General features: G+C 62.9%; 22 protein-coding genes and 1 tRNA gene. 9 read left to right on the top strand and 14 right to left on the bottom strand.

Annotation, left to right across the window (positions count from 1 at the left end; all coding sequences use genetic code 11):
* Nucleotides 1-68 precede the first annotated feature (68 nt).
* From GM676_RS16710 to GM676_RS16690, 5 genes are all read right to left on the bottom strand, one after another.
* Entirely contained in the window at nt 69-1,265 is a 1,197-nt protein-coding gene (locus GM676_RS16710) for a DesA family fatty acid desaturase (RefSeq protein WP_155464859.1), read from the bottom strand.
* Between the two features lie 98 nt (nt 1,266-1,363).
* Nucleotides 1,364-2,707 carry a mechanosensitive ion channel family protein gene (locus GM676_RS16705; RefSeq protein WP_155464857.1) on the bottom strand — a complete coding sequence of 448 codons (1,344 nt, stop codon included), beginning with the start codon at nt 2,705-2,707 and terminating at the stop codon, nt 1,364-1,366.
* Nucleotides 2,708-2,777: 70 nt separating this feature from the next.
* Nucleotides 2,778-4,067 carry an RsmB/NOP family class I SAM-dependent RNA methyltransferase gene (locus tag GM676_RS16700; protein WP_155464855.1) on the bottom strand — a complete coding sequence of 430 codons (1,290 nt, stop codon included), beginning with the start codon at nt 4,065-4,067 and terminating at the stop codon, nt 2,778-2,780.
* Between the two features lie 19 nt (nt 4,068-4,086).
* Nucleotides 4,087-4,698 carry a phosphoribosylglycinamide formyltransferase gene (gene purN / locus GM676_RS16695; protein ID WP_155464853.1) on the bottom strand — a complete coding sequence of 204 codons (612 nt, stop codon included), beginning with the start codon at nt 4,696-4,698 and terminating at the stop codon, nt 4,087-4,089.
* A gap of 105 nt (nt 4,699-4,803) precedes the next feature.
* Nucleotides 4,804-5,196, bottom strand: a complete 393-nt coding sequence (locus GM676_RS16690) for a barstar family protein (protein ID WP_229262733.1) — start codon at nt 5,194-5,196, stop codon at nt 4,804-4,806.
* Between the two features lie 401 nt (nt 5,197-5,597).
* Between GM676_RS16690 and GM676_RS16685 the strand changes: the two genes are divergently transcribed.
* From GM676_RS16685 to GM676_RS16655, 7 genes are all read left to right on the top strand, one after another.
* On the top strand, nt 5,598-6,119 hold the full coding sequence (locus tag GM676_RS16685) for a glycine zipper 2TM domain-containing protein (protein WP_155464849.1): 522 nt from the start codon (nt 5,598-5,600) through the stop codon (nt 6,117-6,119).
* Nucleotides 6,120-6,208: 89 nt separating this feature from the next.
* Complete coding sequence (locus tag GM676_RS16680) at nt 6,209-7,009, top strand: spermine/spermidine synthase domain-containing protein (protein ID WP_155464847.1); 801 nt, start codon at nt 6,209-6,211, stop codon at nt 7,007-7,009.
* 13 nt (nt 7,010-7,022) lie between these two features.
* Nucleotides 7,023-8,795 carry a type IV pilus assembly ATPase TfpB gene (gene tfpB, locus GM676_RS16675; RefSeq protein ID WP_155464845.1) on the top strand — a complete coding sequence of 591 codons (1,773 nt, stop codon included), beginning with the start codon at nt 7,023-7,025 and terminating at the stop codon, nt 8,793-8,795.
* Between the two features lie 50 nt (nt 8,796-8,845).
* Nucleotides 8,846-8,921 (top strand) — tRNA-Lys (locus GM676_RS16670).
* 175 nt (nt 8,922-9,096) lie between these two features.
* Complete coding sequence (locus tag GM676_RS16665; protein WP_155464843.1) at nt 9,097-9,876, top strand: substrate-binding periplasmic protein; 780 nt, start codon at nt 9,097-9,099, stop codon at nt 9,874-9,876.
* 53 nt (nt 9,877-9,929) lie between these two features.
* The gene (locus tag GM676_RS16660; protein WP_155464841.1) at nt 9,930-10,700 is read left to right on the top strand and encodes a hypothetical protein; all 771 of its coding nucleotides are present in this window, start codon (nt 9,930-9,932) and stop codon (nt 10,698-10,700) included.
* A 60-nt stretch (nt 10,701-10,760) separates the two neighbouring features.
* Complete coding sequence (locus GM676_RS16655) at nt 10,761-11,531, top strand: substrate-binding periplasmic protein (protein WP_155464839.1); 771 nt, start codon at nt 10,761-10,763, stop codon at nt 11,529-11,531.
* Here GM676_RS16655 and GM676_RS16650 read toward each other — a convergent pair.
* Nucleotides 11,528-12,373: a PhzF family phenazine biosynthesis protein gene (locus tag GM676_RS16650; RefSeq protein WP_155464837.1), complete on the bottom strand. Its 846-nt coding sequence runs from the start codon at nt 12,371-12,373 to the stop codon at nt 11,528-11,530. The two genes, GM676_RS16655 and GM676_RS16650, sit on opposite strands and share 4 nt — an antisense overlap.
* Nucleotides 12,374-12,468: 95 nt before the next feature.
* Between GM676_RS16650 and GM676_RS16645 the strand changes: the two genes are divergently transcribed.
* Entirely contained in the window at nt 12,469-14,580 is a 2,112-nt protein-coding gene (locus GM676_RS16645) for a dipeptidyl-peptidase 5 (RefSeq protein ID WP_155464835.1), read from the top strand.
* Nucleotides 14,581-14,681: 101 nt separating this feature from the next.
* Here GM676_RS16645 and GM676_RS16640 read toward each other — a convergent pair whose 3' ends face one another.
* Nucleotides 14,682-16,805: a metallophosphoesterase family protein gene (locus tag GM676_RS16640; RefSeq protein ID WP_229262732.1), complete on the bottom strand. Its 2,124-nt coding sequence runs from the start codon at nt 16,803-16,805 to the stop codon at nt 14,682-14,684.
* A 90-nt stretch (nt 16,806-16,895) separates the two neighbouring features.
* Nucleotides 16,896-18,200, bottom strand: a complete 1,305-nt coding sequence (locus GM676_RS16635; protein WP_155464833.1) for an MFS transporter — start codon at nt 18,198-18,200, stop codon at nt 16,896-16,898.
* On the opposite strand from GM676_RS16635, the gene GM676_RS32610 reads away from it, so the two are divergent.
* Nucleotides 18,199-18,330 (top strand): hypothetical protein, encoded by a 132-nt coding sequence (locus GM676_RS32610; RefSeq protein ID WP_267875630.1) that lies wholly within the window; start codon nt 18,199-18,201, stop codon nt 18,328-18,330. The two genes, GM676_RS16635 and GM676_RS32610, sit on opposite strands and share 2 nt — an antisense overlap.
* Nucleotides 18,331-18,360: 30 nt before the next feature.
* Here GM676_RS32610 and GM676_RS16630 read toward each other — a convergent pair whose 3' ends face one another.
* The 6 genes from GM676_RS16630 to GM676_RS16605 form a co-directional block, all read right to left on the bottom strand.
* The gene (locus GM676_RS16630) at nt 18,361-19,071 is read right to left on the bottom strand and encodes a BON domain-containing protein (RefSeq protein ID WP_155464831.1); all 711 of its coding nucleotides are present in this window, start codon (nt 19,069-19,071) and stop codon (nt 18,361-18,363) included.
* An 88-nt stretch (nt 19,072-19,159) separates the two neighbouring features.
* Nucleotides 19,160-19,825: a hypothetical protein gene (locus tag GM676_RS16625; protein WP_155464897.1), complete on the bottom strand. Its 666-nt coding sequence runs from the start codon at nt 19,823-19,825 to the stop codon at nt 19,160-19,162.
* Nucleotides 19,826-19,905: 80 nt separating this feature from the next.
* Nucleotides 19,906-21,606 carry a DUF8614 domain-containing protein gene (locus GM676_RS16620; protein ID WP_155464829.1) on the bottom strand — a complete coding sequence of 567 codons (1,701 nt, stop codon included), beginning with the start codon at nt 21,604-21,606 and terminating at the stop codon, nt 19,906-19,908.
* A 48-nt stretch (nt 21,607-21,654) separates the two neighbouring features.
* Complete coding sequence (locus GM676_RS16615) at nt 21,655-23,571, bottom strand: methyl-accepting chemotaxis protein (protein WP_229262731.1); 1,917 nt, start codon at nt 23,569-23,571, stop codon at nt 21,655-21,657.
* A 197-nt stretch (nt 23,572-23,768) separates the two neighbouring features.
* Nucleotides 23,769-25,244 carry an efflux transporter outer membrane subunit gene (locus GM676_RS16610; protein WP_155464827.1) on the bottom strand — a complete coding sequence of 492 codons (1,476 nt, stop codon included), beginning with the start codon at nt 25,242-25,244 and terminating at the stop codon, nt 23,769-23,771.
* Nucleotides 25,245-25,267: 23 nt separating this feature from the next.
* Nucleotides 25,268-26,854 carry a DHA2 family efflux MFS transporter permease subunit gene (locus GM676_RS16605; protein WP_155464825.1) on the bottom strand — a complete coding sequence of 529 codons (1,587 nt, stop codon included), beginning with the start codon at nt 26,852-26,854 and terminating at the stop codon, nt 25,268-25,270.
* Nucleotides 26,855-26,857: the final 3 nt, after the last annotated feature.

Raw genomic sequence — 26,857 nt, 5'->3', positions numbered from 1 at the left:
ATTCCGGCCTGCGCCGGCATGACGACTTAAACGCTAACTGAACGGCACTACCCCGCAGGGTCATTTTGTTATGCGTAGCTGCGCAGTCGCAGCGAGAAGTCTTGCAGGGACTTGATGCCCGAAGCTTCCGCGCGGTTGCACCAGTCTTGCAGCTTGTGCAGCAGCTGGTCGCGGGTGAAGTGCGAACGCTCCCAGATCACGCCCAGCTCCACACGCATATTGTGCATGGTTTCCAGGGCTTTGCTGTGCTGGAACAATTCCGACAGCTGCTGCTGTTGCGGCGCCTCCAGCTTGCCCGGCTCGCGCTGCATCAGCTTGCGCGACGATTTCAGGAAGCGCGCTTCCAGCTGGGCCTTGTCCTTCAGGTGCTCCAGTTCTTCTTTCCAGGCGCTCTTGATCGATTTGGCGTACTTGGCCATCACGTCGTAGCGGTTGGCGATCACCGATTGCAGGGTGTCGAAGTCGGCCTCCATTTTGCCCTTGGCGAACTTCGGTTCCGGCGCCAGCTTCTTCACTTTGGCCAGGCCGACGATTTCCAGCGCGCGGATGTAGCCCCAGCCGATGTCGAACTCATACCACTTGGACGACAGCTTGGCCGAGGTGGCAAAGGTGTGGTGGTTGTTGTGCAGCTCTTCGCCGCCGATCAGCAGGCCCAGCGGAATGATGTTGGTGGCCGCGTCCGCGCAATCGTAGTTGCGGTAGCCCCAGTAGTGGCCGATGCCGTTGATGATGCCGGCCGCCGTCACCGGAATCCACAGCATCTGCACCGCCCACACGGTAATGCCGATCACGCCGAACAGCAGCACGTTGATCACCAGCAGAGCCGACACGCCAAACGCGCTGTAGCGGGTGTAGACGTTGCGCTCCATCCAGTCATCCGGCGTGCCGTGACCGTACTTCTCCATGGTTTCCTTGTTCTTGGCTTCGGCACGGTACAGCTCGGCGCCTTCCCAGAACACTTTCTTGATGCCGCGCGTGACCGGGCTATGCGGATCTTCCTCGGTGTCGCACTTGGCGTGGTGCTTGCGGTGGATCGAAGCCCACTCCTTGGTCACCTGGCCGGTGGTCAGCCACAGCCAGAAACGGAAGAAGTGGCTGACGATGGGATGCAGGTCCAGCGCGCGGTGCGCCTGGCAGCGGTGCAGGTAAATCGTCACGCTGGCGATGGTGATGTGGGTGACCACCATCGTATAGAAGAACACTTCCCAGCCCGTGAAGCGGGTGATGCCGTTCGACAGGAAATCCAATACTGCGTATAAACTCATTACTACTCCAACCAAGATTGTGTTTTTTACAGGCGTACGTCGCCCGCCGTTTCCGACTTTTGGACGATATTGTACGACGGTTTTCTCTGAATCACTGATTATTCCTTGGGCACGGTCGTGCTTTCTTGCGCCGCGAGCGGCGCGGGCACAGGGCCAAGGATGCGCATTTCCCGTTGCGGGAATGGAACAGAGATATTGTTTTCCTTGAGCGCGCGCCAGATCGCGCGGTTGACGTCGGACGTCACGCCGCCACGGCCGTTCTCCGGATCGCCGATCCAGAAGTTGACCGTCAGGTCCAGGCCGTCGGCGCCAAAGGTGGTCAGGTTGACCGATGGCGACGGTTCCTTCAGCACACGCTCCACCGTCAGCGCGGCGTCGGTCAGCAACTGAATCACCAAATCGACGTCGGTATCGTAAGCCACCGACACCTTGGTCGAAATATTCACCCGGCTGTTGGTCAGCGAGGAATTCTGCACCGCGCCCGACACCAGCATCTCGTTGGGCACGATGGACTCCATGCCGTCCAGCCCTTGCAGCACGGTGTAGCGGGTGTTGATCTGGGTGACGCGGCCGCTGTACTTGTCGACCGTGATCATGTCGCCGATGGTCAGCGAGCGGTCCAGCAGGATCACAAAGCCGGACACGTAGTTGCTGGCGATCTTCTGCAGGCCCAGACCCAGCCCCACGCCCAGCGCGCCGCCAAACACCGACAGCACGGTCAGGTCGATGCCCACCAACGACAGGCTCATCAGCACCGCCACCAGGATCAGCAACGCGCGCGCCGTGCGCGACACCACCACCCGCAGATTGGTGTGCATGCCCTGCACTTTCATCAGCCATTCTTCCAGCGCGGCGCCGGCCCACAGCGCCAGCATCAGCAGCACGATCACCGAGGCGGTGGCTTGCAGGACGTCGGCGATGCTGACCTTGTACTTACCGATCGGCAGGATGGTGCCATCCATGAACAGGAACACATCGTTCCACAAACCGGTGATGTACAGCACGAAGGCCAGCCACACCAGCAGCTGGAACACCTTCTCGAACGCCAGCATGGTGGCGCTGATGGTGCGGCCGTTGCGCGCGAACACCCGGCGGATCAGGTAGAAGGTGAAGCGGATCACCGCCAGCGAACCGAAGATCGGCATCGCCACCTTGATCCAGTTGACGTGGGTGTAATGGAACCTGGCCAGGATCACGCGCGACAGCGCCAGCAGGCCGATCACGGCCAGCGGCGCCATCACCCGGCCGAAACTCTCGACGCCAAAGCCCAGCACGCCCGTGGGCCCATCGCGACGGCCGAAGCGCTTCTTCAACAGCCGCGCCAGCCCGAAGCCGATCACCACGGAGACGGCGATGGCGGCCAACTGCCACAGCAGGCTGGGGTCGCGCAGGTCGCCGGTGAGGTCTTCGATCAGGTTGAGCAAGGGCTGTTGTTGCGGCATCGTGTGAATGGTCCTGTGATTGAGGTGTGTAGCTTAACGTAAAACAGGCCGGATTCCCCGGCCTGTTGAATTACGCTTCGTCTTCTTCCCTGGCCTTCTTCGGCATCGGCTTGCGCTCGAACACGGCGGCAAAGAAGCCATCGGTCTGGTGCTTGTGCGGCAGCAGCTTGAGGTAGTCGCCCATCTCCAGTTCGATCTTCTGCTCGGCCAGCGCCTTGCTCATCGGGACCAGTTCGAAGTCCGGATGGGTTGCCAGGAATTGGCTGGCGATGAATTCATTCTCGTCATCCAGCACCGAGCAGGTGGCGTACACCAGGCGGCCGCCGCCCTTCACCAGGCGCGCGGCGCCATCCAGAATGGCGGCCTGCTTGACTTGCAGCTCGCCGATGGCGTCCGGCTTCTGGCGCCATTTCACGTCCGGGTTGCGGCGCAGGGTGCCCAGGCCCGAGCATGGCGCATCCACCAGCACGCGGTCGATCTTGCCGGCCAGGCGCTTGATCTTGGCGTCGCGCTCGTGCGCGATCACCACCGGATGCACGTTCGACAGGCCGCTGCGCGCCAGCCGCGGCTTCAGCTTGGTCAGGCGCTTTTCCGAGACGTCGAAGGCGTACAGGCGGCCGGTGTTGCGCATGGTCGCGCCCAGCGACAGCGTCTTGCCGCCGGCGCCGGCGCAGAAGTCCACCACCATCTCGCCGCGCTTGGCGGCCACCAGCGCCGACAGGATCTGGCTGCCCTCGTCCTGCACCTCGATATGGCCATCCTTGAACAGCGGCAGGTTTTGCAGCGCCGGCTTGGTCAGGATGCGCAGGCCCAGCGGCGCGTACGGGGTCGGCTCGGCCTTGATCGGCGCTTCGGCCAGCTTGGCGATGACGTCCTCGCGGTTGTCCTTGAGCGCGTTGACGCGCAGGTCCAGCGGCGCCGGCTGGTTCATGCCGTCGGCCAGCGCCAGCGTTTCTTCCTCGCCCATTTGCGCCACCAACTTGTCGAACAGCCACTTCGGCATGTTGGAGCGGCTGGACTTGTGCATCAGCGTGCGGTCGATGCCCATGATGCGGGTGACCCACTCGGCTTCCTCGGCCGACACGCCGCCCAGCGACTCCAGGCCCACCGCGTCCGCCATGCCCAGCAAGGTCAGGCGGCGCATGGTGGCGCCGCCGCCCTGCTCGGAGAAATCGGTGTAGAAGTTTTTATTGCGCAGCACGTTGTACACCGACTCGGCAATGGCGCCGCGCTCGCGGCCGCCCAGGCGCGGATGGTCTTTGAAGTAGCGCGACAGGGTGGTGTCGGCCGGCGCGGCAAAGCGCAAAATCTCGCGCAACACTTCTTCGGCGTTGGCGAGTATCGCTGGAGGCAATCTCATGGAATTCCTTGGTTAGTTTTTACTTACTGTGGTCCACCTGGACCGCGCCCTGCGCCAACGTCAACCTGTCTTCTACAAACCAGCGCACCGCGCGTGGATAAATGACATGTTCCTGTTCCAGCACGCGGGCCGACAGGGTTTCGACCGTATCATCCGGCAGCACAGGCACCGACGCCTGTAACACCATCGGCCCGTGATCGAGTTCGGCCGTTACGAAATGCACCGTGGCGCCATGTTCCCGCACGCCGGCGGCCAGCGCCTGCGCATGCGTCGCCAGGCCCGGGAACAGCGGCAACAGCGACGGATGAATATTGAGCATGCGTCCGGCGTAGTGCGTGACGAACGGCTCGGTCAGGATGCGCATGAAACCGGCCAGCACCACCAGATCGGGCGAAAAGCCATCGATCGCGGTTTGCAGGGCGGCGTCGAACTCGGCGCGGCTGGCGTAATCCTTGTTGACCACCACGGCGGTCGCGATCCCGTGCCGGGCGGCGAACGCCAGGCCGGGCGCATCCGCGCGGTTGCTGATCACGGCGGCAATGCGCGCCGGCCAGCGCTCGGTCTCCAGCGCGCGCACGATGGCTTCCATATTGCTGCCGCGGCCGGAAATAAGGATGACGATGTTTTTCATAACCCGGCATTGTACCTTGTCCACAGGCACACAGCCACTCAAGAATTGTTGCAATGCAGCAGGAGTCGGGCGGCCCGTCCCACGCGGGCATGCGGCGGCGCGCGTTTACTCGAAGGAGTAAAACACCCGGAATGGCACTTTTTTGTCGGCCCAGTAATCGGCAGCGTCGCGGAAGACGTCCAGCAGGGTTTCCCTTGCTTCCTTGTCAAATTTTTGGGTGTTCGGCAATTGTTCGAGGACGATCAGGAAGCCGGTCTGCTGGCCTGCCTTGAACATGGTTTCGGTCAGGGTCTCCCGCAGCCCGTCGAAATTCTTGCCTACACCCTTGGGAAACAGGAACGACTCCGAAATAATGCCCAGCACTTGCTGCTTGGTCGCCCCGGCGATCGGGTGCGCGTACAGGAAGTGCTGCCCCAGCCTGGCCGCTTCCTCTTGCAACTCGGTCACGCGGAAGGCGCGGATCGACTGCACGAGGTTGGGCGGCACGCTGGCCAGCAAGCTCTCGTTTCCCTCAATTTGACCTGGTATGTACGGAGTGTCCACTTTGCTGTCGGGAGTGCCTAACTTGTGTATTAATGAGTAAATAATTTGAGCACCTGTCCACTTAACATGGCTGGCGGGTCGGCGCCGGCCATTCAATCCCATACGCGTATTAGGGTAACGTGTTGTTCCTCCCAGATCAACACGTATGTGGTGTCTAACGCAATATTTGTTAAAAACAGAAGATTTTTACCGGATTTAGGGGTGAAATCGGCACAATTCAGCTTTGCCCCGCTGTTACAATTTGTTGCCACAGATACCGCCCAGCCACTAGTCGGGGCTTCGGCGCCGGATTACCATACGTTTCATGCAATATCAGAATCCCCCTGATAGACACCCTGAACGAAACGAGGTATCACATGAACCTGCAAGCCAAACTGATCGCATCGGCCCTGAGCCTGAGCGCCATGCAATTTGCCCAAGCCCAAGCGGCTGATTTCGAGGATTTCGGCCGCGTGGTGCGCGTCACCCCGCAAGTCGAGCAAATCAACCGTCCGCGCCAGGAGTGCCGTACCGAGTACGTGCAAGTCCAGCAGCCTGCGCCTGAGCGCAGCGTGGGCGGCGCCATCATCGGCGGCCTGGTGGGCGGCCTGGCCGGCAACCAGGTGGGCGGCGGCACCGGCCGCTCGGTGGCCACCGCCGCCGGCGCCATCGCCGGCGCGCTGGTGGGCGACCGCGTCGACAACGCCAACACCCCGAACAGCGGCCCGGTGGGCCAGCAAGCCGTCAAGCAGTGCCGCACCGTGGACCACTGGGAATCGCGCACCTCGGGCTATGAGGTGACCTACGACTACCGCGGCCGCAACTACACCAGCGTCATGTCCTACGACCCGGGCGAGCGTGTGCGCCTGCGCGTGGTGGTGGAACCGATGCAGCGTTGAGCGCCTGACGCCCTCCCCTGACAATGCCGGCCTTGCGCCGGCATTGTCGTTTTCAGATAATGCCGATTCATCTCCAGCGGCCCGTCCCAATGTTAATCAAACGTAAATCCATCGAAAAAGAAGAATCTTCGCGCCCGGCGTCGAAGTCCGCGCCGGCCAAGGCCCGCAAGCCGAAATACGCGCCGGTCACCCTGTCCGAGCAGGACGGCGTGCGCTACCTGCACTTCGGCACCGAATGGGTGCAGGGCGCCATGCGCATCCGCAAGCCCAACTGGCCGGAGCTGGAATACGCGCAGCAGATGATGGCCTGGATGCTGTGGCTGGAGCAGCCGCGCCGCATCGCCCAACTGGGCCTGGGCACGGCGGCGCTGACCAAGTTCTGCCACGCCACCTTCCCCGAGGCCCAGGTCACCGCCATCGAACTGAATCCCTCGGTGATCGCGATCTGCGCATCGATGTTCAAGCTGCCGCCCAACGATGGCCGCTTGCAGGTGCTGGAAATGGACGCGCTGGACTTCGTCAACGACAAGGCCAACGTCAACACGCTGGACGTGCTGCAAGTCGACCTGTACGACGCCACCGCGCGCGGCCCGGTGCTGGACACGCCGGAGTTCTACACCTCCTGCAACGCCTGCCTGACCGACGATGGCGTGATGACCGTCAACCTGTTCGGCGACCACCCGAGCTACGCGCGCAACCTCAAGGCCATGAAGTTCGCCTTTGCGCAAGTGATTTGCCTGCCGCGGGTACATGATGGTAACGTGGTCGCGATAGCCTTCAAGCGCCAGCACGCAATCGATCCGGCGGCGCTGGCGGCGCGCGCCGCGCAGATCGTGGCCGACACCAAGCTGCCGGCCAAGTCCTGGGTCAAGGGCATCACGACAAAATAGAAAGGCTGGCCGCATGACACCGCTCGACCTGCAACAGATTTACACATGGCTGCTGGCCGACGGCATGATACGCAAGGCCGAGGTCAAGGAGCTGTACGCGCAAAGCTCGGCCATCCTCAAGAACACCAGCGGCTACATGCATCCCTTGTGCGCGGTAGCGCACGCCAAACTGCTGTCGGCGCAACCGCCGCACAAGCTGCTGACGCTGGACGCGCTGTGCGAATGGCTGGCGCAGCGCTCCAACCTGCCCTTCATCCGCATCGATCCGCTGAAGATCGACTTCACCAAGGTGGCCGACGTGATGTCGGCCAGCTACGCCGCCCGCTTCAACATCCTGCCGGTGGAGCTGACCGCCGACACGCTGGTGGTGGCCACCGCCGATCCCAACGCCCAGGAGTGGGAAGCGGAGATCGCCAAGATCTCGCGCCGCGCGATCCGCCGCGTGATCGCCAATCCGCTCGACATCGCGCAATACATCACCCAGTTCTTCAGCCTGGCCAAGTCGATCAAGAAGGCCAACAAATCCAACAGCAACGACCTCACGCTGCGCAACAACTTCGAGCAGTTGGTCGAACTGGGCAAGAGCAACAAGCAGGTCGACGCCAACGACCAGCACGTCATCAACATTGTCGACTGGCTGTGGCAGTACGCGTTTGAACAGCGCGCCTCCGACATCCACCTCGAACCCAAGCGCGACATGGCGGCCATCCGCTTCCGCATCGACGGCGTGCTGCACCAGGTCTACCAGGTGCCGGCGGTGGTGATGATCGCCATGACCGCGCGCATCAAGCTGCTGGGGCGCATGGACGTGATCGAAAAGCGCCGCCCGCAGGACGGCCGCATCAAGACCCGCACCGCCGGCGGCCAGGAAGTCGAACTGCGCCTGTCGACCCTGCCGACCGCGTTTGGCGAAAAGCTGGTGATGCGTATCTTCGACCCGGACGTGGTGGTCAAGACCCTGCCGGAACTGGGCTTCCCGCAGGACGACGCCGACCGCTGGGACGCGCTGACCCGGCGCCCGCACGGCATCATCCTGGTGACCGGGCCGACCGGCTCGGGCAAGACCACCACCCTGTACACCACATTGAAAGCGCTGGCCACCTCCGAGGTCAACGTCTGCACCGTGGAAGACCCGATCGAGATGGTGGAGCCGGCCTTCAACCAGATGCAGGTCCAGCCCGGCATCGAGCTGTCGTTTGCCGACGGCGTGCGCGCACTGATGCGGCAAGACCCGGACATCATCATGGTCGGCGAGATCCGCGACCTGGCCACCGCCGAAATGGCGATCCAGGCGGCGCTGACCGGCCACCTGGTGCTGTCGACACTGCATACCAACGACGCGCCCTCGGCCGTGATGCGCCTGCTGGAACTGGGCGTGCCCTACTACCTGCTGGAAGCCACGCTGATCGGCATCATGGCGCAGCGCCTGGTGCGCACCTTGTGCGAGGACTGCAAGGCCGAAGGCGGCGAGCTGAGCGACGAAATCTGGCACAGCCTGGCGGGCGAATGGCGGCTGCCCAAGCCGGCCGCCGTGTACAAGCCGGTCGGCTGTCCGGAATGCCGCCAGACCGGCTACCGCGGCCGCACCGGCCTGTACGAGCTGCTGATCGTGACCGAGGCCTTCAGCTCGCAAGTGCGCGAGGAAACCGACATCCAGGCCCTGCGCCGCCAGAGCGTGGCGGACGGCATGAAGCCACTGCGCGTGGCCGGCGCCTGCAAGATCGAGGAAGGCGTGACCACGGCGGACGAAGTGCTGAAAGTGACGGCCGCCTTGGGTATCAGATAAAAAGCCCTTTGCAATTTGCGCGGACCAGTCTATAATACGGCCTCTTTCGGGGGTCGTTAGCTCAGCTGGTAGAGCAGCGGACTTTTAATCCGTTGGTCGCAGGTTCGAATCCCGCACGGCCTACCACCGAATTCCTAAAAAAGCTTCCAGACGGAAGCTTTTTTTTCATCGGTCGCCGCGCAAAGTGCCCTTCTGCCCGCAGTGCGCATCCACGACAGCAATCCTCCTGACCTCCTCAACTGCCAGCCACTGGTGTAAGCTAGGGACAAAGAGCGCGAGGCGCCGGACTTTTGGGGACTTTATGAGGGGTGGGCAAAGGACATGGAAAAGGCTGCTGCTGGCAGCCTGCTGGCTTCCTTTGCTGGCCGCCGCCGAGCCGCAATCCGTCATTCAACTGCGCACCGCCGCCCAGGAGGGCACCGAACCCAAGTTCATCGCCGACGGCAAGAACCGCATTGTCGGCTTGTGCATCGACATCATGCGTGCGATCGAACAAGTCGATCCCGGCCTGCGCTTCATTGGCGACCAGCGCTGGAAGCCACTGGTCCGCGCCTATTCCGAGCTGGAGTCCGGCACGGAAGACGTGCAATGCGCGGTCCAGCACACCGTCGAGCGCGAGAAGCGCTTTAACTTCATCGGCCCCTCCCTGTACACCATCGAATACCACTTCCTGGTGCGCCAGAACGACGATGTGGTGATCCAGAACTGGGACGACGTGCGCCGGCTGGCGCCGAACGGCGTGGTGCTGGTCAACCGCGGCTTTGCCGCCGGCGACATCCTGGCGGCCATGGGCGGCATCGAACTGGACGCCAGCTCCAGCAGCCCGGACCTCAACCTGCAAAAGCTGATCGCCGGCCGTGGCCGTTTGTACTTCCATCGCGGCCCCGGCCTGCAAAAGCTGCTGCAACGCACCGGCACCACCGACAAGGTCAAGATCCTGCCGCAAATCATGTACAGCGCCAAGTTGTACTTCGCCACCAGCAAGCACCTCGACAGCCGCACCGGCGAACGCCTGGTCAACGCCCTCAACCAGCTGGAAAAGAAAGGCGAACTGGAACGGCTGACCAGGAAATGGGATTGAAGCCGTGGCAATTGATGAGGATCCCGCCCACAACCTACTGTCATCCTGACGTCATGAAACGCTCCCTGCTTGCCCTGGCCCTGCTGCTGACCATCAACGCCCATGCCGCCGGCACAGCGCGCAAATACGGCATCCTCTCGTTGGTCGGCGATAGCATTTCCACCGTCACCTACGTGCCGGAGATCGGCAGCCGCACCGACACCAACGACAAGCAAGTGTATTCACTGGGCGAGAACACGGTGTTCGACGAAGCCGCCATCCGCGCCGCCAGCGCCGCCGTGCAGCAAGCCCAACCCGAGGCCGGCCGCTTCCTGATGCTGAGCACCGACGCCGAACTGCACCAGAAGCAGAACGCCATGTTCGACGAGCCCGCCGCCAACCAGGCCAATCGCGATTTCCTGAAAAGCCTGTGGAAGGACAAGGGCCTCACCCATCTGATCCTGATCACCCGCTACCGCGCCGACACCGAACTGAAATTCATGCATGAATCCGGCGGCACCGGCAAGATCGAGGGCCTGGGCTTTTACATGGACAACCGGGTGAACGTGGTCACGCACGATGACAAGCACAACAAGCACGAAAGCAACCAGGGCGTGCTGATGCCGTTCGCCTACATCAAGCTACGCCTGATCAACGCCGACACGCTGGCGGTGGAGGGCGAAGTGCACCTCAAGCAAAGCCAGATGGTGACCTACGCCCAGAATGCCGATGACCGCGCCATCCGCACCTGGGGCGCGCTCAGCGCCAAGGAAAAAACCGACTACCTCGACCACCTGCTGCGCGAAGCCGTCAGCCAGGGCGTGCCACGCCTGCTCAAGCAATAATCCGCACTGGCCCGCCCGCCTGCTCTATACTTTCCGAATAGGAAAACGAGAGGAGAAACCATGTTGTCGAGGGCACTGTGCTGCGGGCTGACGCTGCTGTGTGCGCTGCTGGGCGCGCCTGTGGCGGCGGCCCCGGTCACGGTCCTGAAAGTGGTGGCCCAGGAAGGCACCGAGCCCAAATTCATCCCGGCCGGCATCGGGCGCGTGGTCGGCCTGTGCGTCGACCTGTTCCGCGCCATCGAGCGCACCGATCCCAGCCTGCAATTCGTCGGCGACCAGCAGTGGCTGCCGCTGCTGCGCGCCCACTCCGAACTGGCCAGCCACCAGCACGACGCCCTGTGCGCGGTGCAAAAAACCGATGAACGCGCGCGCCAGTACGTGTTCCTCGAACCGCCGCTGTTCCAGCTGCGCTACCAGCTGATCGCGCGCGCCGACGACAGCGCCGTCATCAGCAACTGGGACGACGTGCGCGCCCTCGGCCAGCAAGCCGTCATCCTGACCAACCGCGGCTACACCACGCCGGAAATGCTGGCCCGCGTCGGCGGCCTGCATATCGATCCGAGTGCCACCAGCCCGGTCATCAATCTGCAAAAGCTGGCGGCGGGCCGCGGACGTTTCTTCCTGCACCGCGCGCCTGGCATGCAAGGCTTTATCGACCGCGCCGGCCTGACCCACAAGGTGAAGATACTGCCCACCGTGATGGCCACCACCAACGTCTACATGGCAATGGGCACCCACGTCGACGCGGCGGTGCGCCTGCGCGTGCAGCGCGCCATCGAACAGCTGGAAAAATCCGGCGAGTTGGCGCGCCTGCTCAAACGGTGGGATTAATCGCCTATCATCCGGGCTTTGCCCGACACGCGGATCGAACTGCCCGGCTCCTGCGGAATCTGCACGTGCAGATGGCAAGGCGCGCCCATGTCCTCGCCCTGAATGATGTCGATGGCGCCGCCATGCGGCCAGTCCAGATCGCGCAGATAACCGGCCAGCGCCGCCGCCGCCGCGCCGGTCGCCGGGTCCTCATACACGCCGCCCGAGGCAAACGGATTGCGCGCATGGAAACGCTGCGGCGTTTCGGCGTACACCAGCGAAATCGTCGTCAGGCCGTAACGCTGCATCAGGCTGCGGCCGGCGCCCAGCTCGTAGCGCATGGCGCGCAGCTTGTCGCGGCTGGCCAGGGCCAGTACCAGGTGATGCACACCGCCATTGGCGACGGCCGGCGGAATGCGGTCATCCAGATCGGCCAGCGTGTAGCCGAACAGCGTCAAGGCCTCCTGCACCAGCGCCGGCGAAGCGGGCGAGCTGGAAGTGGCCGGCGATTGCAGCGCGGCGCTGGCGCCGCCGCCATGGGCGCGGCCCTCCACCGTCACGCGGGTGTGATTGGTGGTCAGCGGAAAAATGCCATCGCCATTCTGCTGCGCCAGCACGGCGCCCAGCGCGATGGTGGCGTGGCCGCAGAACGCCACCTCGCCATCCGGCGAAAAATAGCGCACGCGCCAGCCATCCTCATGCGGCGCGGCAAACACGGTTTCGGAGTACCCCATCTCGGCGGCGATGCGCTGCATGGCCGGCTCCTCCGGCAGCGAGGCGCGTATCATCACGCCGGCCGGATTGCCGCCGGCATCGCCGTTGGTGAAAGCCGCGACTTTGTGAACCTTGGTAATGGTCTGCATGTTGTCTCCGTGGTCTAGGGAAGGATAACTTGATTGACAGCAATGACGGTTATGGCCACTATCTTTGTTTCACTGACTCTACAAGCGAACTCGCCATGACTATACCGCGACTTTCTCTTCTTGCCTTCATCATTTCGGCCCAATTGACGGGCCAGGCTTTTGCGGCCGACGCCGTGCAAGCCAAGCACGCCATCACTCACGAGGATGTATGGCTGATGAAGCGCGTGGGCGCACCCCAGCCCAGCCCGGACGGCAAATGGGCCGTGTTCTCCGTCACCGATCCTGCCTACGACAGCAAGGAACAATGGTCGGATCTGTGGATCAAATCGCTGAGCGATGAATCCCCTGCCCGCCGCCTGACCTTCAGCAAAGGCGGCGAAAGCTCGGTCAACTGGTCGCCGGACAGCAAGCAGCTGATCTTCATCGCCAAGCGCGACGGCGACGACGCCGGCCAGATCTACCGCATCGACGTGGCGGGCGGCGGCGAGGCGCAGCGCCTCACCACGCTGACCCTGGGCGCGCGCCAGCCCAAGTTCAGCCCGGACGGCAAGCAAATCCTGTTCGTCAGCGACATCTTCCCCGGCAACGCCAATGAAGAGGACGTGAAGAAAACCGCCAAGGAGCGCAAGGACCGCAAGTACAGCGCGCGCGCCTACGAAACCTTCCCGCCGCGCTTCTTCGACAAATGGCTGGACGACAAACAGGTGCGCCTGTTCGTGATGGACGCCGAGCTCGGCGCCAGGCCGCGCGACCTGCTGAGCACCACCAGACTGGCCGCGCTGCCAGGCTTTGGCGGCGGCCAAGGCGACGAAGGCCAGACGCTGGACGCGATCTGGGCGCCGGACGGCAAGGCCATCGTGTTCTCCGCCTCGACCAACCGCAACGAACTGGCGCGCGCCTCGGGCTATACGCAAATCTTCAGCCTGCCGGTGGCCGGCGGCGAAGCCACCCAGCTGACCGCCGACAAGCGCAGCTACGGCAACCTCAAATTCAGCGCCGATGGCCGCACCCTGTTCACCCTGACCGAAGCGGAAGAACCGGGCAAAGTCTACGACCTGAGCCGCCTGGCCAGCCTGTCGTGGCCGGTGACCAATCCCACGCCGAAAATCCTGACCGCCGCGCTGGACCGCTCGATCGCGCGCTACGCCCTGCCGGCCGGCGGCAACCGCGTGGTGTTCAGCTTCGAGCATGCCGGCCTGGAGCAACTGCACTCGATCAACTACAACGGCGGCGACCTGCGCGACGAGCCATCGCTGCCGACCGGCAGCATCGGCTCGCTGAACGCGGGCGGCAAGGCGCTGGTGGGCGTGTGGGAATCTTCGATCAATCCGCCGGAGGTGTACGCGTTTGGCCAGGGCGCGCCGAAGCGCCTGACCTCGTTCAACACCGAACGCGCGGCAAGCATCGACTGGCAGGCGCCGGAACACTTCTGGTTCAAGGCCAGCGACGGCCGCATGATCCACAACATGATCGTCAAACCGGCCGGCTTCGACCCGAACAAGAAGTATCCGCTGTTCGCGGTGATCCACGGCGGCGCGGCCAATATGTGGCGCGACCAGTTCGTGATCCGCTGGAACTACCACCTGCTGGCGCAGCCGGGCTATGTAGTGCTGCTGACCGACTACAAAGGCTCGACCGGCTACGGCGAAGAATTCGCCCGCGCCATCCAGGGCGATCCACTGAAAGGCCCGGGCGACGAAGTCAACGAAGCGGTCGATGAAGCCGTCAAAAAATACAGCTACATCGACGGCGGCAAACTGGCCGCCGGCGGCGCCAGCTATGGCGGCCACCTGGCCAACTGGCTGCAAGCGACCACCACGCGCTACAAAGCCATCGTCTCGCACGCGGGCGAGATGGACCTCATCATGCAATGGGGCACCAGCGACAGCGTGTGGGGCCGCGAGGCCAACAGCGGCGGTCCGGTCTGGGGCGACCAAGCCGTGTGGCGCGAGCAAAGCCCGGTGCTACAGGCCGGCAACCACGAGAAAGGCACCGGCTTCAAGACGCCGATCCTGATCTCCGTGGGCGAGCTGGACTACCGCGTCCCGGCCAACAACGCCCTGATGAACTTCGCCACCCAGCAGCGCCTGAACGTGCCAAGCAAGCTGCTGGTCTTCCCCGACGAAAATCACTGGATACTGAAAGGCGAGAACAGCCGCTACTTCTACAGCGAAGTGCACGGCTGGCTCGCCAAATACCTCAAATAACTAACAGCAATTTAGGGTCAGCTCTGTCATTCGGACATTGAGGAACTAATTCAAAATCGTTTAGTTCAATTTTGTCCGAATGACAGAGCTGACCCCGAAGTTTAGTTGAAGCTCAGGCCGCTGGAGCTGACGTTGTTCAGCTTCTGCGCCTTGAGGTCGATCGTGAAGTGGTCGCCAGGCTTGCCCGAGCCCAGCCCCTTCAGGATCGCGAACACTTGCTTGAACTGCGACTGGAACGCCACGTGCACCGGGTTCTGGTCCGACAGTTGATCGCCCACCTTGATGATGGCCGCCGGCGATGCCGGGAAGGCCGCCATCAGCACTTTGTACTGCGCCACCCGCTCGGCGCCCATATCGCGCAGCGCCAGTTCGCCGGCATATACCGTACGGTGGAAGTCCCCGTAAAACTCGTAAGCGCTGATCTTGGCGAAGTCGGCCAGTTTTAAATTCGCGGCGGCGGCGATCTGCTCGGCCTTGGCGGTCGCGGTGGCCCAGTCCGCCGTCAGCTGGCTGGCCGCCACGCCGCCATCCGCCGGCGTGCCCTTGGCCGCGCAAGCGGCGGTGATCGGCAACACCGATGGATTGTCCTTCAGCTGCGCCAGCGTCACCCTGGTTTGCAGCTGCGACAGGATCAGCATCTGGCGCGCATCCAGCGACATCGCCGCTTCCTTCATCTCGCACGGCCAGTAATCGCTCATGAAACGCAGGCGCGACAGCTCGCCGAAGTAAGTGCGGGTGAACTCGCCATACGATTTGCTGTCGAGGATGCCGCGGTTCCAGCGCTTGGCGATATCGCTGGCGGCGCTGCTGCCTTGCAGATAGTCGTACTCCACCTGGTACAACGGGAACAACTCGTTGTGGCGCGCCACGCTGCTCAGCGGCACGGTCTGCACGTCAATCAAATCCTTGCTCTGGTAGCTGACGATCTTGTACGCCGCGCCAAACACCGCCAGCGACGGCGACTGCACGTTCACCAGATAGTTGCCGGCGCTGTCCTTGTAATCGTTGGTGCCGTTGAAGTGCATGTGGCCGCCGACGTGCAGCGGCAGGCCGGTGGCCGCGAGTGCCGCCGTGGTGGCCGCTGCCGGCATGCGCGATACCTGGAACGCGCCCGGCTTGAACACGGCTTTCATCGCATCGGTCTGGTTGGCGTAGAAGTCCATGGTTGGATAATGCGAGAAGGACATCAGCTGCTTGCCCTGCGCCTTGGCGCGCGCGGCCACCGACTTGATCCACGCGATCTGGTGGATCTTATGCGTCAGCATCTTGTTCCAGCCGGCGTCGCCGGCGTTGTCATAGCCTTTGAAGTATTTCGGATTGGCCGGATCGAAGTTGGCGTTGGGCGCGTGCACATTGCCATCCAGCGCCAGCAGCCAGATGCCTTTCACCGGCTCCACCAGATAGCTGGCATCGACCATGTTGACGCAGCGGCTGTAGGTCTTGCCCGCCACCTTGTACTTGCCGCCCTCGCCTTCGGTGCAGATTTCGAACTGGCGCTTGCTCAGGTCGGCCGCCGCGCTGGCGGCTTCGTAGCTGTACTTGCCATCGGCGTAGCTGCTGAACGGGGTTTCCCAGTAGACGTCGTTCTTGCTGGGCGCGTAGCCGAACTCGGCCAGCTTGGTCATCAGCTTTTCGTAGCCCTGCTCCATCAACTGATTGGTGCAGACCACGCCGGGGTCCTTGGCCTTGCAGGCGGCGTTGTTGACGGCGTAGATTTTCTGCTCCTTGCCGTCCTTGGTGAGGAAATCGTTCTTGCCGGCCTCGTCGTCGTCATAAGGCTCGTTGGGGTCGTGATTGCCCGGCGCGATGAAGAAGCGCATGCCCTTGGCCTGGTATTCGTGCAGGATGTCGGCCAGGCCATCGATGTTGATCGGCTGCGCATCGTCCGAGATATCGCCCGGCATGGCGACCAGGCGGATCCCCTTGCCGTAGGCGTCATCCAGCGCGGCGCGGAAGGCGAAGTAGTTTTCGTTGAACAGGCGCGTCGAGGTCAGCTGCGCGTACATGGTGCGGATGGTGGCGTTCTTGCCCTCCCTGGTCGGGATGCCGGCGAACTGGCTGCTCTTCAGATCGCCGTAGATATTCTCGAAGTGGACGTCGCTCATGAAGGCGACGGCGGTGGCATTGAAACCATCGCCAGGATTGGTTTCGGTGACCGGCAGGCCGTCGCTGCCGCAAGCCGCCAGCAAGGCGGCCGCGGCTGCGGCGAGTAAAACATAACGCATACAAAACTCCATCAGGCTGGTTAAAAGTCGGCGCATTGTTGCACCGGCAAGTGACAGCCTGATTACATTTTGGAAGCGCTCCCAGTTTTTTTATGCCGCCTTGGCCGAGGGCGCTTGCGCGGCGGCCGCCACCGCCGGCCTGCGGATCATCATGACGATGGCGGCGGCGACCAGACAGGCCGCGCCGGCGGCGAACAGGGCCGGGTTGTAGGTCAGCAGCAGCGTGCGGATGCGGCCGGCGCCGTAGGCCGCCACCGCCGCGCCCAGCTGGTGCGCCGCGAAGATCCAGCCGAACACCATGCCCGCCTTCTCCTTGCCGAAGGTGGCGCCGGTCAGGCGCACGGTCGGCGGCACGGTGGCGATCCAGTCCAGGCCGTAGAACATGGCAAAGGTCGACAGGCCGTACAGCGTGAATTCCGAATACGGCAGCCACAGCAGCGACAAGCCGCGCAAGCCGTAGTACATCAGCAGCAGCTTGCGGTTGTCGTAACGGTCCGACAGCCAGCCGGAACCGATGGTGCCGACCAGGTCGAACGCGCCCATCATGGCCAGCACGGAAGCGGCCGGCACCGGGCCCAGGCCGGCATCGCCGCACAGCGAAATGAAGTGCGTCTGGATCAGGCCGTTGGTGCTCAGGCCGCAGATGAAAAAGGTGGCCGCCAGTATCCAGAACACACTGCTGCGCGAGGCTTCCGCCAGAATCTTGAACGGCGTCGCCAGCGTCACGCGCATGGCCGGCGCCGGCGCCACCACCGCACCCGGCGCCGCGCCGTAAGGAGCAAGGCCGACGTCGCTCGGACGGTTGCGCATCAGCAGGTACACCGCCACCGCCATCACCGCGCACGCCAGGAACACCGGCAGCACCGCCATGCGCCAGCCCATGTGTTCGATCATCCAGGCGCCGACCGGCAGGAAGATCAGCTGCCCGGTGGCCGAACTGGCGGTCAGGATGCCCACCACCAGCCCGCGATGGCTGTCGAACCAGCGGTTGGACACCACCGCGCTCAGCACCAGCGCCGTCATGCCCGAGCCCACGCCCAGCATGATTCCCCAGAACAGCACCAAATGCCAGAACTGCGTCATCCGGGTGGCCAGCGCCATGCCGGCCGCCACCAGCGTCAGCGCCGTGACCACCACGTTGCGCAGACCGAAGCGCTCCATGAAGATGGCCGCAAACGGTCCCATCAAGCCAAACAGCGCAAAGCGCACCGCCAGCGCGGACGAGATCTGCTCCACGTCCCAGCCGAATTCTTTCGACAGCGGTTGCAGCAAGGCGCCCGGCAAGCCCAGCGCGGCGGCCGAGGACAGCCCGGTCAGGAACGTCAGGGTGACGATCACCCACGAAAAGTGCAGGCCGCGCCGGTGCAGCCAGTTGGATAAGGGTTGTGCAAACATGAAGATCCTCACGATGGCAATGCGCGCCGAAGGCACGCTTTTCGCCATTTTAAATTACGATCATCATGAATACAAGCAAAAAAGGTGGCGCCCGGCTGCGTCAGGGGATCGCAGCCGGGCGCCGGGGTGAGCGGGCACTGGGGGTTTGCCCGTCCGCCCTTTACTTGATGCGCAGCGAGCTTTGCACTTTGTTCACGCCCTTGACGTTGCGTGCCACGTCCACGGCTTTGTCCACTTCCGCCTGCGACGGCACGAAGCCGCTCAGCATCACGGTGCCGTTGGTGGTTTCAACATGCACGTCCAGCGATTTCAGCGCGGGCTCGGCCAGCAGCTCGGTTTTCACCTTGGTGGTGATGGCGCTGTCGGCCAGCGCATCCTTGGCCAGCTCGGTTTTCGAGCGCGCTTCGCACGAGGCTTTGTCGGTGCCGCTCAGGGCGCTGCAATCGATGCCGGTCTGGGCCGTGTCGGCGGCTTTCTTGCCGGCCTTGGCGTCCTGCACCCACGCGGTGTGCTGCGACTTGGCGCCGCTCAGGCAGCTATCCTTGTCGGCGCCGCTTTTCGACGCGCACTGGGCTTTGGCCAGGTCGTACTGGGCGTCAGCCACATTGATCTGAGCTTTTTCGATGGACTTTTTATCGTTCTTGTATTGCAGGGCGGCGGTCGATTCCGCGTTGGCGCGGTTGACCTTGGCCTGTTCCTGGCAGACATCCTTGGCATTACCCGATTGTGCATCGCAGGCGGCCTTGGCGGTTTTGTAGTCGGCGTCGGATTTATTGATCGCCGCTTTGTAGGCCACGGTGTCGTTATTTGGCGTGGCAGCGAAGGCAGCGCTGGCCGCAGTGGCCAGCACGAAGCAGAGTAACTTATTCATGATGTGTCCCTCTTGTGGTGGTTGATGGACACCATTAAACGCCTGTCCAGCCGCATACTCCGTGCGGCAACGTACACAGTCGGGGAATTTACTCGTCCTGCAACAAGCCTTGGCGCCACAGGCGATCTGCCTGTTCGAACAAGGGCAAGCCGGAGGCGAAGGCGGCGCCGGTGGGCGCCAGGTGCAGCCAGGTCAGCGTACTGTGGCTGCCGGTGGCTGGCGAAGGCTGGCGCACTTGCTGCATCCAGCTGGCCACGGTGGCGTATTGATCGGGATGGCGTTGTTGTATCCAGGCCAGCGCCACCAGGTCGGCAAAGCCTTCCTCGCGCCGGGTGTCGCGCAGCGCATGGCTTGCAGGCTGCGATGGACGCTCCTCGAAACCGGCCGGCACGGCGTGCCAGCTGCCCTGCGCGTAACGCCAGCAGTGGCCGATTTCATGCGCCACCATGGCTTCGATCATCAACGGACGTTGCGCTTCGGCTACGTTGTCGAGGATGTCCTCGGCGTTGGGATTGCCGCGCATCGACAGCACCAGCTTGCAGCGGCCGTTGTCATAACCCAATGCCAGCGGCACGTCGGTGGGACGCGCTTGCGGTTGGACGGTGATGTCGAGCGGCAGCTTGAGTTCCTGCTTGGCGTAGGCCAGGACGGCCGAACCAGCCTTGATCCAGCGGATTTCCATCTCGGTCAGCTCGGCTGCGGAGGCAAGGCTGGAGGCCAGCAATAACAGGGGGAGGAAGGCGCGCTTGATCATGGTGATCAAACTGTAGCATGCGCCGGGCAAGAATTATTGCCCGGCAGCAGGTTTATTACTACGTAGAAAAAGAGGAATGCTTACTTGCCCAACAAGGTGTTGGCGGTCTTGAATTCCGGACGGATGTCGTTCGGTACAGCTTTCATTTTATCCAAGGCTTTCTGCACATCCGGACGGATAACCACGTACTTGGCCATCATGTCTTTGGCGCGCGCGTAGTCGCCGGTGGCTTCGATGGTCAGGAACTCGCGGTCGAGGTCAATCACGGCCTGCTTGATCTTGCCGAAGTCGACCGAGAAGGTACCGTCACCATGCGACACAAAGCCGCCCTTGTCCAGCAGGTAGTTCATCTGGATCGCCATGCCGCGCGCGTGCGAGTCGGTCAGGCCGAAGTGCAGCGTGCGGAAGGCCGAGGCAAGGAAGGTGGTGTACAGCTTGCGCTCGGCGGCAGCGCCCTGCCCCAGCGTGCCATTCAACTGGCCCTTGTCCATCATGTAGCCCAGCGCGTACAGCCCGGTGATATCGGCCTTGGCCTCCTCGATGGTGGAATAGGCTTCCTTCAGATCCTGGCGCGGGGTCGATTCCTTGCCATCGTTTTTGGTGATGTGCGGGCCGAGACCGTGCGTGATTTCGTGCGCCAGGATGTGGGTGAAGAAGGAATCGAAGTCCACATCCTTCTGGTCGGCCGGACGCAGCACCAGCCTGGCGATCGGCGTCAGTGTCGATTTGAATTTGGCCTGCTGCACATTCTTCAGCATCACGCGCTTGGAGCCGCGCTGGCTGATGATGCGCTCATCGTTCGGCAGATTGTAGGCGGCGGTCTGCACGCCCATATTGCCGTCGCCTGCGCCGTAGACCTGGTTCACCACCACCATCGGCGCCAGCGCGCCGACCTTGGGATTGCGGTACTGCGCGTCCAGCGGCAGATTGTCTTCCAGCTCCTGCATATGCCTGGCGAAGAAGTCCAGCTTCCGGGTTTCCTTCTGGTCGCGGATATTCACGTAGGCCTCAAACGCGGCCTTGTAGCCAAACAGCTCGTCGTTGTAGGTCTCGTAAGGGCCAATGGTGATGTCGACCGGCGAATCCAGATCCATCCAGGCGAAATCGGAAGCGAGATAGTCGTTGCTGAGGAAGGCATCCGCGCGCAGATCGAGGAATTTTTTCAGCGAGGCGTTGTCGGTATCGGCGGCGGCCTGCTTGAGCAGGGCGGCGGCTTTCTCCAGATCGGCCTTGTACTCGTCCGAATACTTCACGGTGGTGAACAGTCCGTCCTTGTTCTTGCGGATGGTGGTGAAGAACCATTGCGCCTGCTCCTTGTCGACCGCCGGCAAAGCGTTCATCCACTTTTCCAGCTCAGCCTTGGTGGCGTCTTCGGGATAGAAGTTGCCGCCCTCCGGCTTCTTGCCTGGCACCTTGATGCCGCCCACTTCGGCCGGCAGGAAGGACTGGTGATCGTCGAGGATGGACCACGGGCCTTTGTTGAGCCAGAAGTAGTTCAGGCGCGCCTTGCCCAGCGGCGTGGTGTCTTTCTTGAGCGCTGCCCACAGGGCCTCGTTGCCGGACCAGCGCTGGCGCAGTTGCAGCACGTCGATGATCTTGGCCGCTTCGATCAATTTGGCGATGGCTTTCTTGTCGCCGGCGGAGAGATGGCTGGTGTCGGCGGTGAGCGCGATCGGCGCGTAACGCTTGCTCATTTTGTCGAGTTGATCGACGTCCGCCGGTGCGGCGCAGGCGGTGGCGCAGGCGACTGCGAGCACCAGCGGGAACAGGATTTTTTTCATGTGGTCCTCTTGTGGAGTGAGGACCACATTGTAATGCAGGCGACGGCCTCAATACCGGACGAAATTGGCCTCGTCCACGTTGGTGACGAAACGCTCGTTATGCTGCCTGCGCGCGGCAGGCGCCTGCGCCGCACGCTGCCGCGTATCGCGCGCCGCAACGCGCACGTCCTGGCTAGCCGCCGCCATCGCCCCCACCTTGAAGAATCCCATGGCCGTTTGCAGTTCGCTGGCCTGCGTGCTCATTTCTTCCGCAGTGGACGCCAGTTCCTCCGAACCGGCCGCGTTCTGCTGGGTCGTCTGGCTCAGTTGTGTAATGGCGGAGTTGATCTGCGCCAGACCGCTCGACTGCTCCTCCGATGCGGCGGTAATTTCCTGCACCAGGTCCGAAGTCTTCTTGATGCTGGGGACCATCTCGTCCAGCATGTGACCCGCACGCTCGGCCAGATCCACGCTGCTGGAGGCAACCTGGCCGATTTCCTGGGCCGCGACCTGGCTGCGCTCGGCCAGCTTGCGCACCTCGGCCGCCACCACGGCAAAGCCCTTGCCATGCTCGCCGGCCCGCGCCGCCTCGATGGCCGCATTCAGCGCCAGCAGATTGGTCTGATAGGCGATGTCGTCGATGATCACCACCTTGGCGGCAATCTGCTTCATCGCCGCCACCGTCGACTTGACCGCCTCGCCGCCCTCGGTGGCTTCGCCCGACGCCTTGCAGGCAATGGCGTCCGTGACCTTGGCATTCTCGGTGTTCTGCGATACCGACGCCGTCATCTGCTCGACCGACGCCGACGTTTCCTCCACACTGGCGGCCTGCTGGCTGGCCGCCTGCGCCAGCGACTGCGCCGTGGAGCTGACTTCTTCCGAGGCCGCCGCCAGCGCTTCCGCATTGGCATTCACTTCGCTGACCACATGCGCCAGCCGCACCATGGTGTTGTTGGCATAGGACTTCAGCTCGGCGAAGGCGCCCTCGTAATTCTTGTCGATGCTTTGTGTGAGGTCGCCCTCGGACATTGCCCCCATCACGCGCACCACGTCGCCAATGCTGGCCCCCGTGGTGGTCGCCAGTTGATTCAAGCCTTCGCCCATCTCACGCTGGAATCCCTGCAGGCCGTTCAGGTCCACCCGCGCATCGAAGTTGCCGCGGTTGGCGGCGGCCACCACCTGGCGCTGGCCGTCTATCACCTGCCGCAATTTGCCGATCATGTTTTTCACCGCGAACAGCATGCTGGTGTGATCGCCGTCGCGCGTGACCACTTCACCGCTCAAATCGCCGTTGCTGATACGCTGCATGATCTCGGCCGCATACGACGGCTCGCCACCCAGGCTGCGCATCAGGTTACGCGTAATCAGCACCGCAATCGCGATCGACAGCAGCAACGCCACCGACGCCAGGAGGATCACCACGTTGCGTGTGGACTCGTAGGTATCGCGCGCATCCTTGGCACTCTGGTCCATCAAGCCGCTCTGCAGCTTGGACAGCGCCTCCAGCGAAGCCCAGTAGGCATTATTGGCCGCGGCAAAATCGTTGCGCAGGAAGTCCGCGGCACGCTTGCTGTTGGTGCGCAGCAGTTCGTACACCTGTTCATATTTGGGATTCAGCGCGTCGCCCCTGGCGGTGATTTCCTTGAACAGCTCACGCCCGCGTTCAGTGCTGATCAGTTTATCCATGCGCGCCAGCGCTTCGGCGACCTTGTGGCGGTTGGCTTCGACGTTGTTGCGGAATTTATCGCGCTCGGCATCGCTAGTAGCGAGCAACATGCTACGCAGTTGGCGGCCATTGTCGATGGTGAGCTTGATGGCCTCGTTGCCCAGGACAATTTTCGGATAGCGGTCTTCCATGATCAGCTGCATGGCGCTGTTGATGGATGCCAGTCTGCTGATGCTGACTGCGGACAGTATGAGCAACAGCAGAACGACGATCCCGAAACCCAGACCCAGGCGGGTCGCCACTCTCATGTTCGTGAACATAATCTCTCCAGTAGAACAATGCCGACGGAAGAAGCAAGGCGGATGCGGTCGAAACATCATGCCACGCGTAAGTTCGCCAACGCAAGCGGGACGTCCCGACTGTTGTAGCGGAGGGAGGAGGACAGAGAAACGCTTCGGACCAGCGGCACATCTGCCGCTGGCCTCTTCCGCGTAATGGGTACTGAAATGAGAGTGACTTACTGCGCTTTGATATTGCCGTTCTGCGCCACTTGCGACAGCTGCGCGGAAGGCTGCCAGCCAGCGCCAAGCGCGCGTGCCACCGATACGGCGGCCAGCAAGCGCTGGGTGTTGATCTGCACCGCCGCGCGATCGGCCGCCAGCGCGCTACGCTGGGCATCGGTCACGTCGAGGTAAGTCGACACGCCACGCTCGTAACGCGCACGCGCCACCAGGTAGCCGCGTGCAGCCGCCACTTGCGATGCCTTCTGCGCGTCGCCCTGCATCTGACGCTGCTGCACGTCGGACAGCGCATCTTCCACTTCACGCAGCGCGGTCAGCAGCTTGGTCTGGTGATTAGCCAGCGCCTCTTCGTAGCGCGCCTTGGCGATCGCCAGATTGGCCTTGTTGCGGCCACCGTCGAAGATCGGTAGCGACAGCGCCAGCGGACCAACGCTGAACTGGCGCGCATCACCCTTGGCCAGATTGCTCAGGCTCTCGGAAGCGAAACCGAAGTTACCGGTCAGCGAGAACGAAGGATAGAACGCGCCTTCCGCCACGCCGATCTGCGCATTGGTGGCGCGCAGGGTCGCCACGCTGCCAGCGAGGTCGGGACGCTGCGACAGCAGGCTGGCCGGCAGGCCGACCGGAATCGCCGGCGGCTGCGGCAGCACGGCGGCATCCGCATTGGCAGCAGTCAGCATGGACGATGGCGAGGCGCCGACCAAGGTAGCCAGGCTGTGTTCCAGCAGATTGCGCTGACGCTGCACTTCATGCAGATCCGCCTGCGCATTGGCGCGCTCGATGCGGGCACGCGATACGTCCAGCTCATTCGACAGGCCGGCGTCAAAGCGCGCGGTCACAAGTTCCTCGCTTTCGCGGCGGGTATCCAGCGCGCCTTTCAGGATGGCGATTTCGGCATCGAGGCCACGCAGTTGCCAGTAGGTGGTCGCCAGTTGCGACGACAGCACCAGCAGCACGCCGTCACGATCCGCTTCCGCTGCCAGCGCCTGCGCATCCGACGCTTCCACCAGACGGCGCACGCGGCCCAGCAGGTCCACTTCATACGAGAAGCTGGAGCCCACCGAGTAGTTGTTACCCTTGATCGAACGATGGCCCAGCGCCAGGCCTTGCGAGGTCTCGGCCGAAGTGCGCGAGTTCGAGATACCGGCGTTGACGCTCAACTGCGGCTGCTCGTTGGCGCGCGCCACACCGGCCTGTTCCAGCGCCTGCACCAGACGTTGCGCCGCAGCCTTCACGCTCGGATTATCGCGCAGCGCGGTCTCTTCCAGACGATTCAGGGTGGCGTCGTTAAACACCGTCCACCATTGTGCCGGCAGGTGTGCTTCGCCAGTGCCGGCTTGCGGCACATGGCGGAACGATGCATCGGCCACATTGGCCGGCGCCTTAAAGTCGGTGCCGACGGTGGCGCAGCCGGTGACTGCCAGGGTGACGGAAACAGCGAGCGTCAGGCGCTTCAAAGCTGAATTCAACATGATTACCTCTTAAAGAATTTTTATTAGTGAGCGCCGCCGCCGCCGCCACCCGAAGGGGCTTTGACTTTGTCCGAGAACCACAGCACGCCGATACAGGCAAACAGCACCATCGCCACCAGGAAGAAGCCATCGTTGTAAGCCATCACAAACGATTCGCGGCGCACAATGCCGTCGACCGCTTTCAAGGCCATGTCCGAAGCCGTGGCGCTATCGAAGCCCTTGGCGATGAACGACGAGGTCAAGGCGCTCAAACGGTCCTGCGTCGCCAGCGCGAAATTGCTCACCGATTCGCCGATGCGCACCGAATGGAAATGCTCGCGATTGGTCAGCGCGGTCGCCAGCAATGCGATACCGATCGAACCACCCAGGTTACGGGTCATGTTGATCAGGCTTGAAGCCGATGGCGTGTCCTTGGGCTGAATGCCGTTCATCGCAAAGTTCGACAAGGTCAGCATCACAAACGGCTGGCCCAGCGCGCGCACGATCTGCGACAGCAGCAACTGGTCGTAGCCGGTGGTGGCGTCCATGTAGGCGTTCATCAGGCAGGAGCCGCCGAACAGCAGCAAGCCGAACGAACACAGGATGCGGTTGTCGATCTTGGCCGACAGCTTGGCCACGAACGGCATGATGAACAGCTGCGGCAGGCCGGCCCACATGATCACCTCACCGATCTGCATCGGCGAATAGCCCGGAATCTGCGCCAGGAACAGCGGCAGGATGAAGGACGAACCATACAAGCCCATGCCCATCGCCATCGACAGCGCGGTGGCGGCGGCGAAGTTGCGCGATCCGTACAAGCCCAGATTCACAAACGGCTGCTTGCGCATGGTGCTGGTCACCACCCATCCCAGCAGGCCGACAATCGCCAGCGCGGCAAAGGTGTTGATGAAGGCGGAGTCGAACCAGTCCTTGCTGTTGCCTTCTTCCAGGAAGATGGTCAGGCTGCCCAGGCCCATCGCCATGAAGCCGATGCCCAGCCAGTCCGCATTGAACAGCAGCGACAGATTCGGCTTCTCTTCATCGAGCCCCAGCGCGATACCGCCAATCAGCAGCAGGCCAGGCACCCAGTTGATATAGAAGATCGAAGGCCAGCCATACAGCTCGCTCAGATAGCCGCCCAGCGTTGGACCCATCGATGGCGCCAGCGTCGCGGTCAGGCCGAACAGCGCCATGCCGGTTGCGCGTTTCGATGGCGGCAGCTTGGCCATCACCAGCGTCATCGCCATCGGAATCAGCGCGCCGCCGGTAAAGCCCTGCATCATGCGGAAGGCGATCATGCTTTGCAGGTTCCATGCGAAGCCGCACAGCGTGGAGAACACCAGGAACAGCGCCGTGGTGCCCATCATGTAGCCGCGCATGCCGAACACCCGCACGAACAGGCCGGTCATCGGAATCACGATGATCTCCGCCACCAGATAGGCGGTGGCGATCCACGAGCCCTCTTCCTGCGTGGCCGACAGCGTGCCGAGAATATCCTTCAGCGACGAGTTGGTGATCTGGATATCCAGCACCGCCATGAAGGCGCCCAGCATGCCGGCGGCAACCGCCATCCATGTGCGTGCGGAGACCTTCTCGCTCGGCATCGGCGGGACAAAAGTAGTACTAGCCATGAG

It is taken from the genome of Duganella radicis, from assembly GCF_009720825.1.
Taxonomy (GTDB): domain Bacteria; phylum Pseudomonadota; class Gammaproteobacteria; order Burkholderiales; family Burkholderiaceae_D; genus Rugamonas; species Rugamonas radicis.
Note: the sequence above shows the minus strand (reverse complement) of the source record. Positions and strands in the feature narration are given on the sequence as shown.

What these genes read in the sequence shown, in the direction of transcription:
- purN (WP_155464853.1), bottom strand. Translation starts at nt 4,698, where the DNA reads ATGAAAAACATCGTCATCCTTATTTCCGGCCGCGGCAGCAATATGGAA.
- GM676_RS16705 (WP_155464857.1), bottom strand. Translation starts at nt 2,707, where the DNA reads ATGCCGCAACAACAGCCCTTGCTCAACCTGATCGAAGACCTCACCGGC.
- GM676_RS16630 (WP_155464831.1), bottom strand. Translation starts at nt 19,071, where the DNA reads ATGAATAAGTTACTCTGCTTCGTGCTGGCCACTGCGGCCAGCGCTGCC.
- GM676_RS16605 (WP_155464825.1), bottom strand. Translation starts at nt 26,854, where the DNA reads ATGGCTAGTACTACTTTTGTCCCGCCGATGCCGAGCGAGAAGGTCTCC.
- GM676_RS16635 (WP_155464833.1), bottom strand. Translation starts at nt 18,200, where the DNA reads ATGTTTGCACAACCCTTATCCAACTGGCTGCACCGGCGCGGCCTGCAC.
- tfpB (WP_155464845.1), top strand. Translation starts at nt 7,023, where the DNA reads ATGACACCGCTCGACCTGCAACAGATTTACACATGGCTGCTGGCCGAC.
- GM676_RS16685 (WP_155464849.1), top strand. Translation starts at nt 5,598, where the DNA reads ATGAACCTGCAAGCCAAACTGATCGCATCGGCCCTGAGCCTGAGCGCC.
- GM676_RS16660 (WP_155464841.1), top strand. Translation starts at nt 9,930, where the DNA reads ATGAAACGCTCCCTGCTTGCCCTGGCCCTGCTGCTGACCATCAACGCC.
- GM676_RS16610 (WP_155464827.1), bottom strand. Translation starts at nt 25,244, where the DNA reads ATGTTGAATTCAGCTTTGAAGCGCCTGACGCTCGCTGTTTCCGTCACC.
- GM676_RS32610 (WP_267875630.1), top strand. Translation starts at nt 18,199, where the DNA reads ATGAAGATCCTCACGATGGCAATGCGCGCCGAAGGCACGCTTTTCGCC.
- GM676_RS16680 (WP_155464847.1), top strand. Translation starts at nt 6,209, where the DNA reads ATGTTAATCAAACGTAAATCCATCGAAAAAGAAGAATCTTCGCGCCCG.
- GM676_RS16710 (WP_155464859.1), bottom strand. Translation starts at nt 1,265, where the DNA reads ATGAGTTTATACGCAGTATTGGATTTCCTGTCGAACGGCATCACCCGC.
- GM676_RS16620 (WP_155464829.1), bottom strand. Translation starts at nt 21,606, where the DNA reads ATGAAAAAAATCCTGTTCCCGCTGGTGCTCGCAGTCGCCTGCGCCACC.
- GM676_RS16645 (WP_155464835.1), top strand. Translation starts at nt 12,469, where the DNA reads ATGACTATACCGCGACTTTCTCTTCTTGCCTTCATCATTTCGGCCCAA.
- GM676_RS16625 (WP_155464897.1), bottom strand. Translation starts at nt 19,825, where the DNA reads ATGATCAAGCGCGCCTTCCTCCCCCTGTTATTGCTGGCCTCCAGCCTT.
- GM676_RS16700 (WP_155464855.1), bottom strand. Translation starts at nt 4,067, where the DNA reads ATGAGATTGCCTCCAGCGATACTCGCCAACGCCGAAGAAGTGTTGCGC.
- GM676_RS16655 (WP_155464839.1), top strand. Translation starts at nt 10,761, where the DNA reads ATGTTGTCGAGGGCACTGTGCTGCGGGCTGACGCTGCTGTGTGCGCTG.
- GM676_RS16615 (WP_229262731.1), bottom strand. Translation starts at nt 23,571, where the DNA reads ATGTTCACGAACATGAGAGTGGCGACCCGCCTGGGTCTGGGTTTCGGG.
- GM676_RS16650 (WP_155464837.1), bottom strand. Translation starts at nt 12,373, where the DNA reads ATGCAGACCATTACCAAGGTTCACAAAGTCGCGGCTTTCACCAACGGC.
- GM676_RS16640 (WP_229262732.1), bottom strand. Translation starts at nt 16,805, where the DNA reads ATGCGTTATGTTTTACTCGCCGCAGCCGCGGCCGCCTTGCTGGCGGCT.
- GM676_RS16665 (WP_155464843.1), top strand. Translation starts at nt 9,097, where the DNA reads ATGAGGGGTGGGCAAAGGACATGGAAAAGGCTGCTGCTGGCAGCCTGC.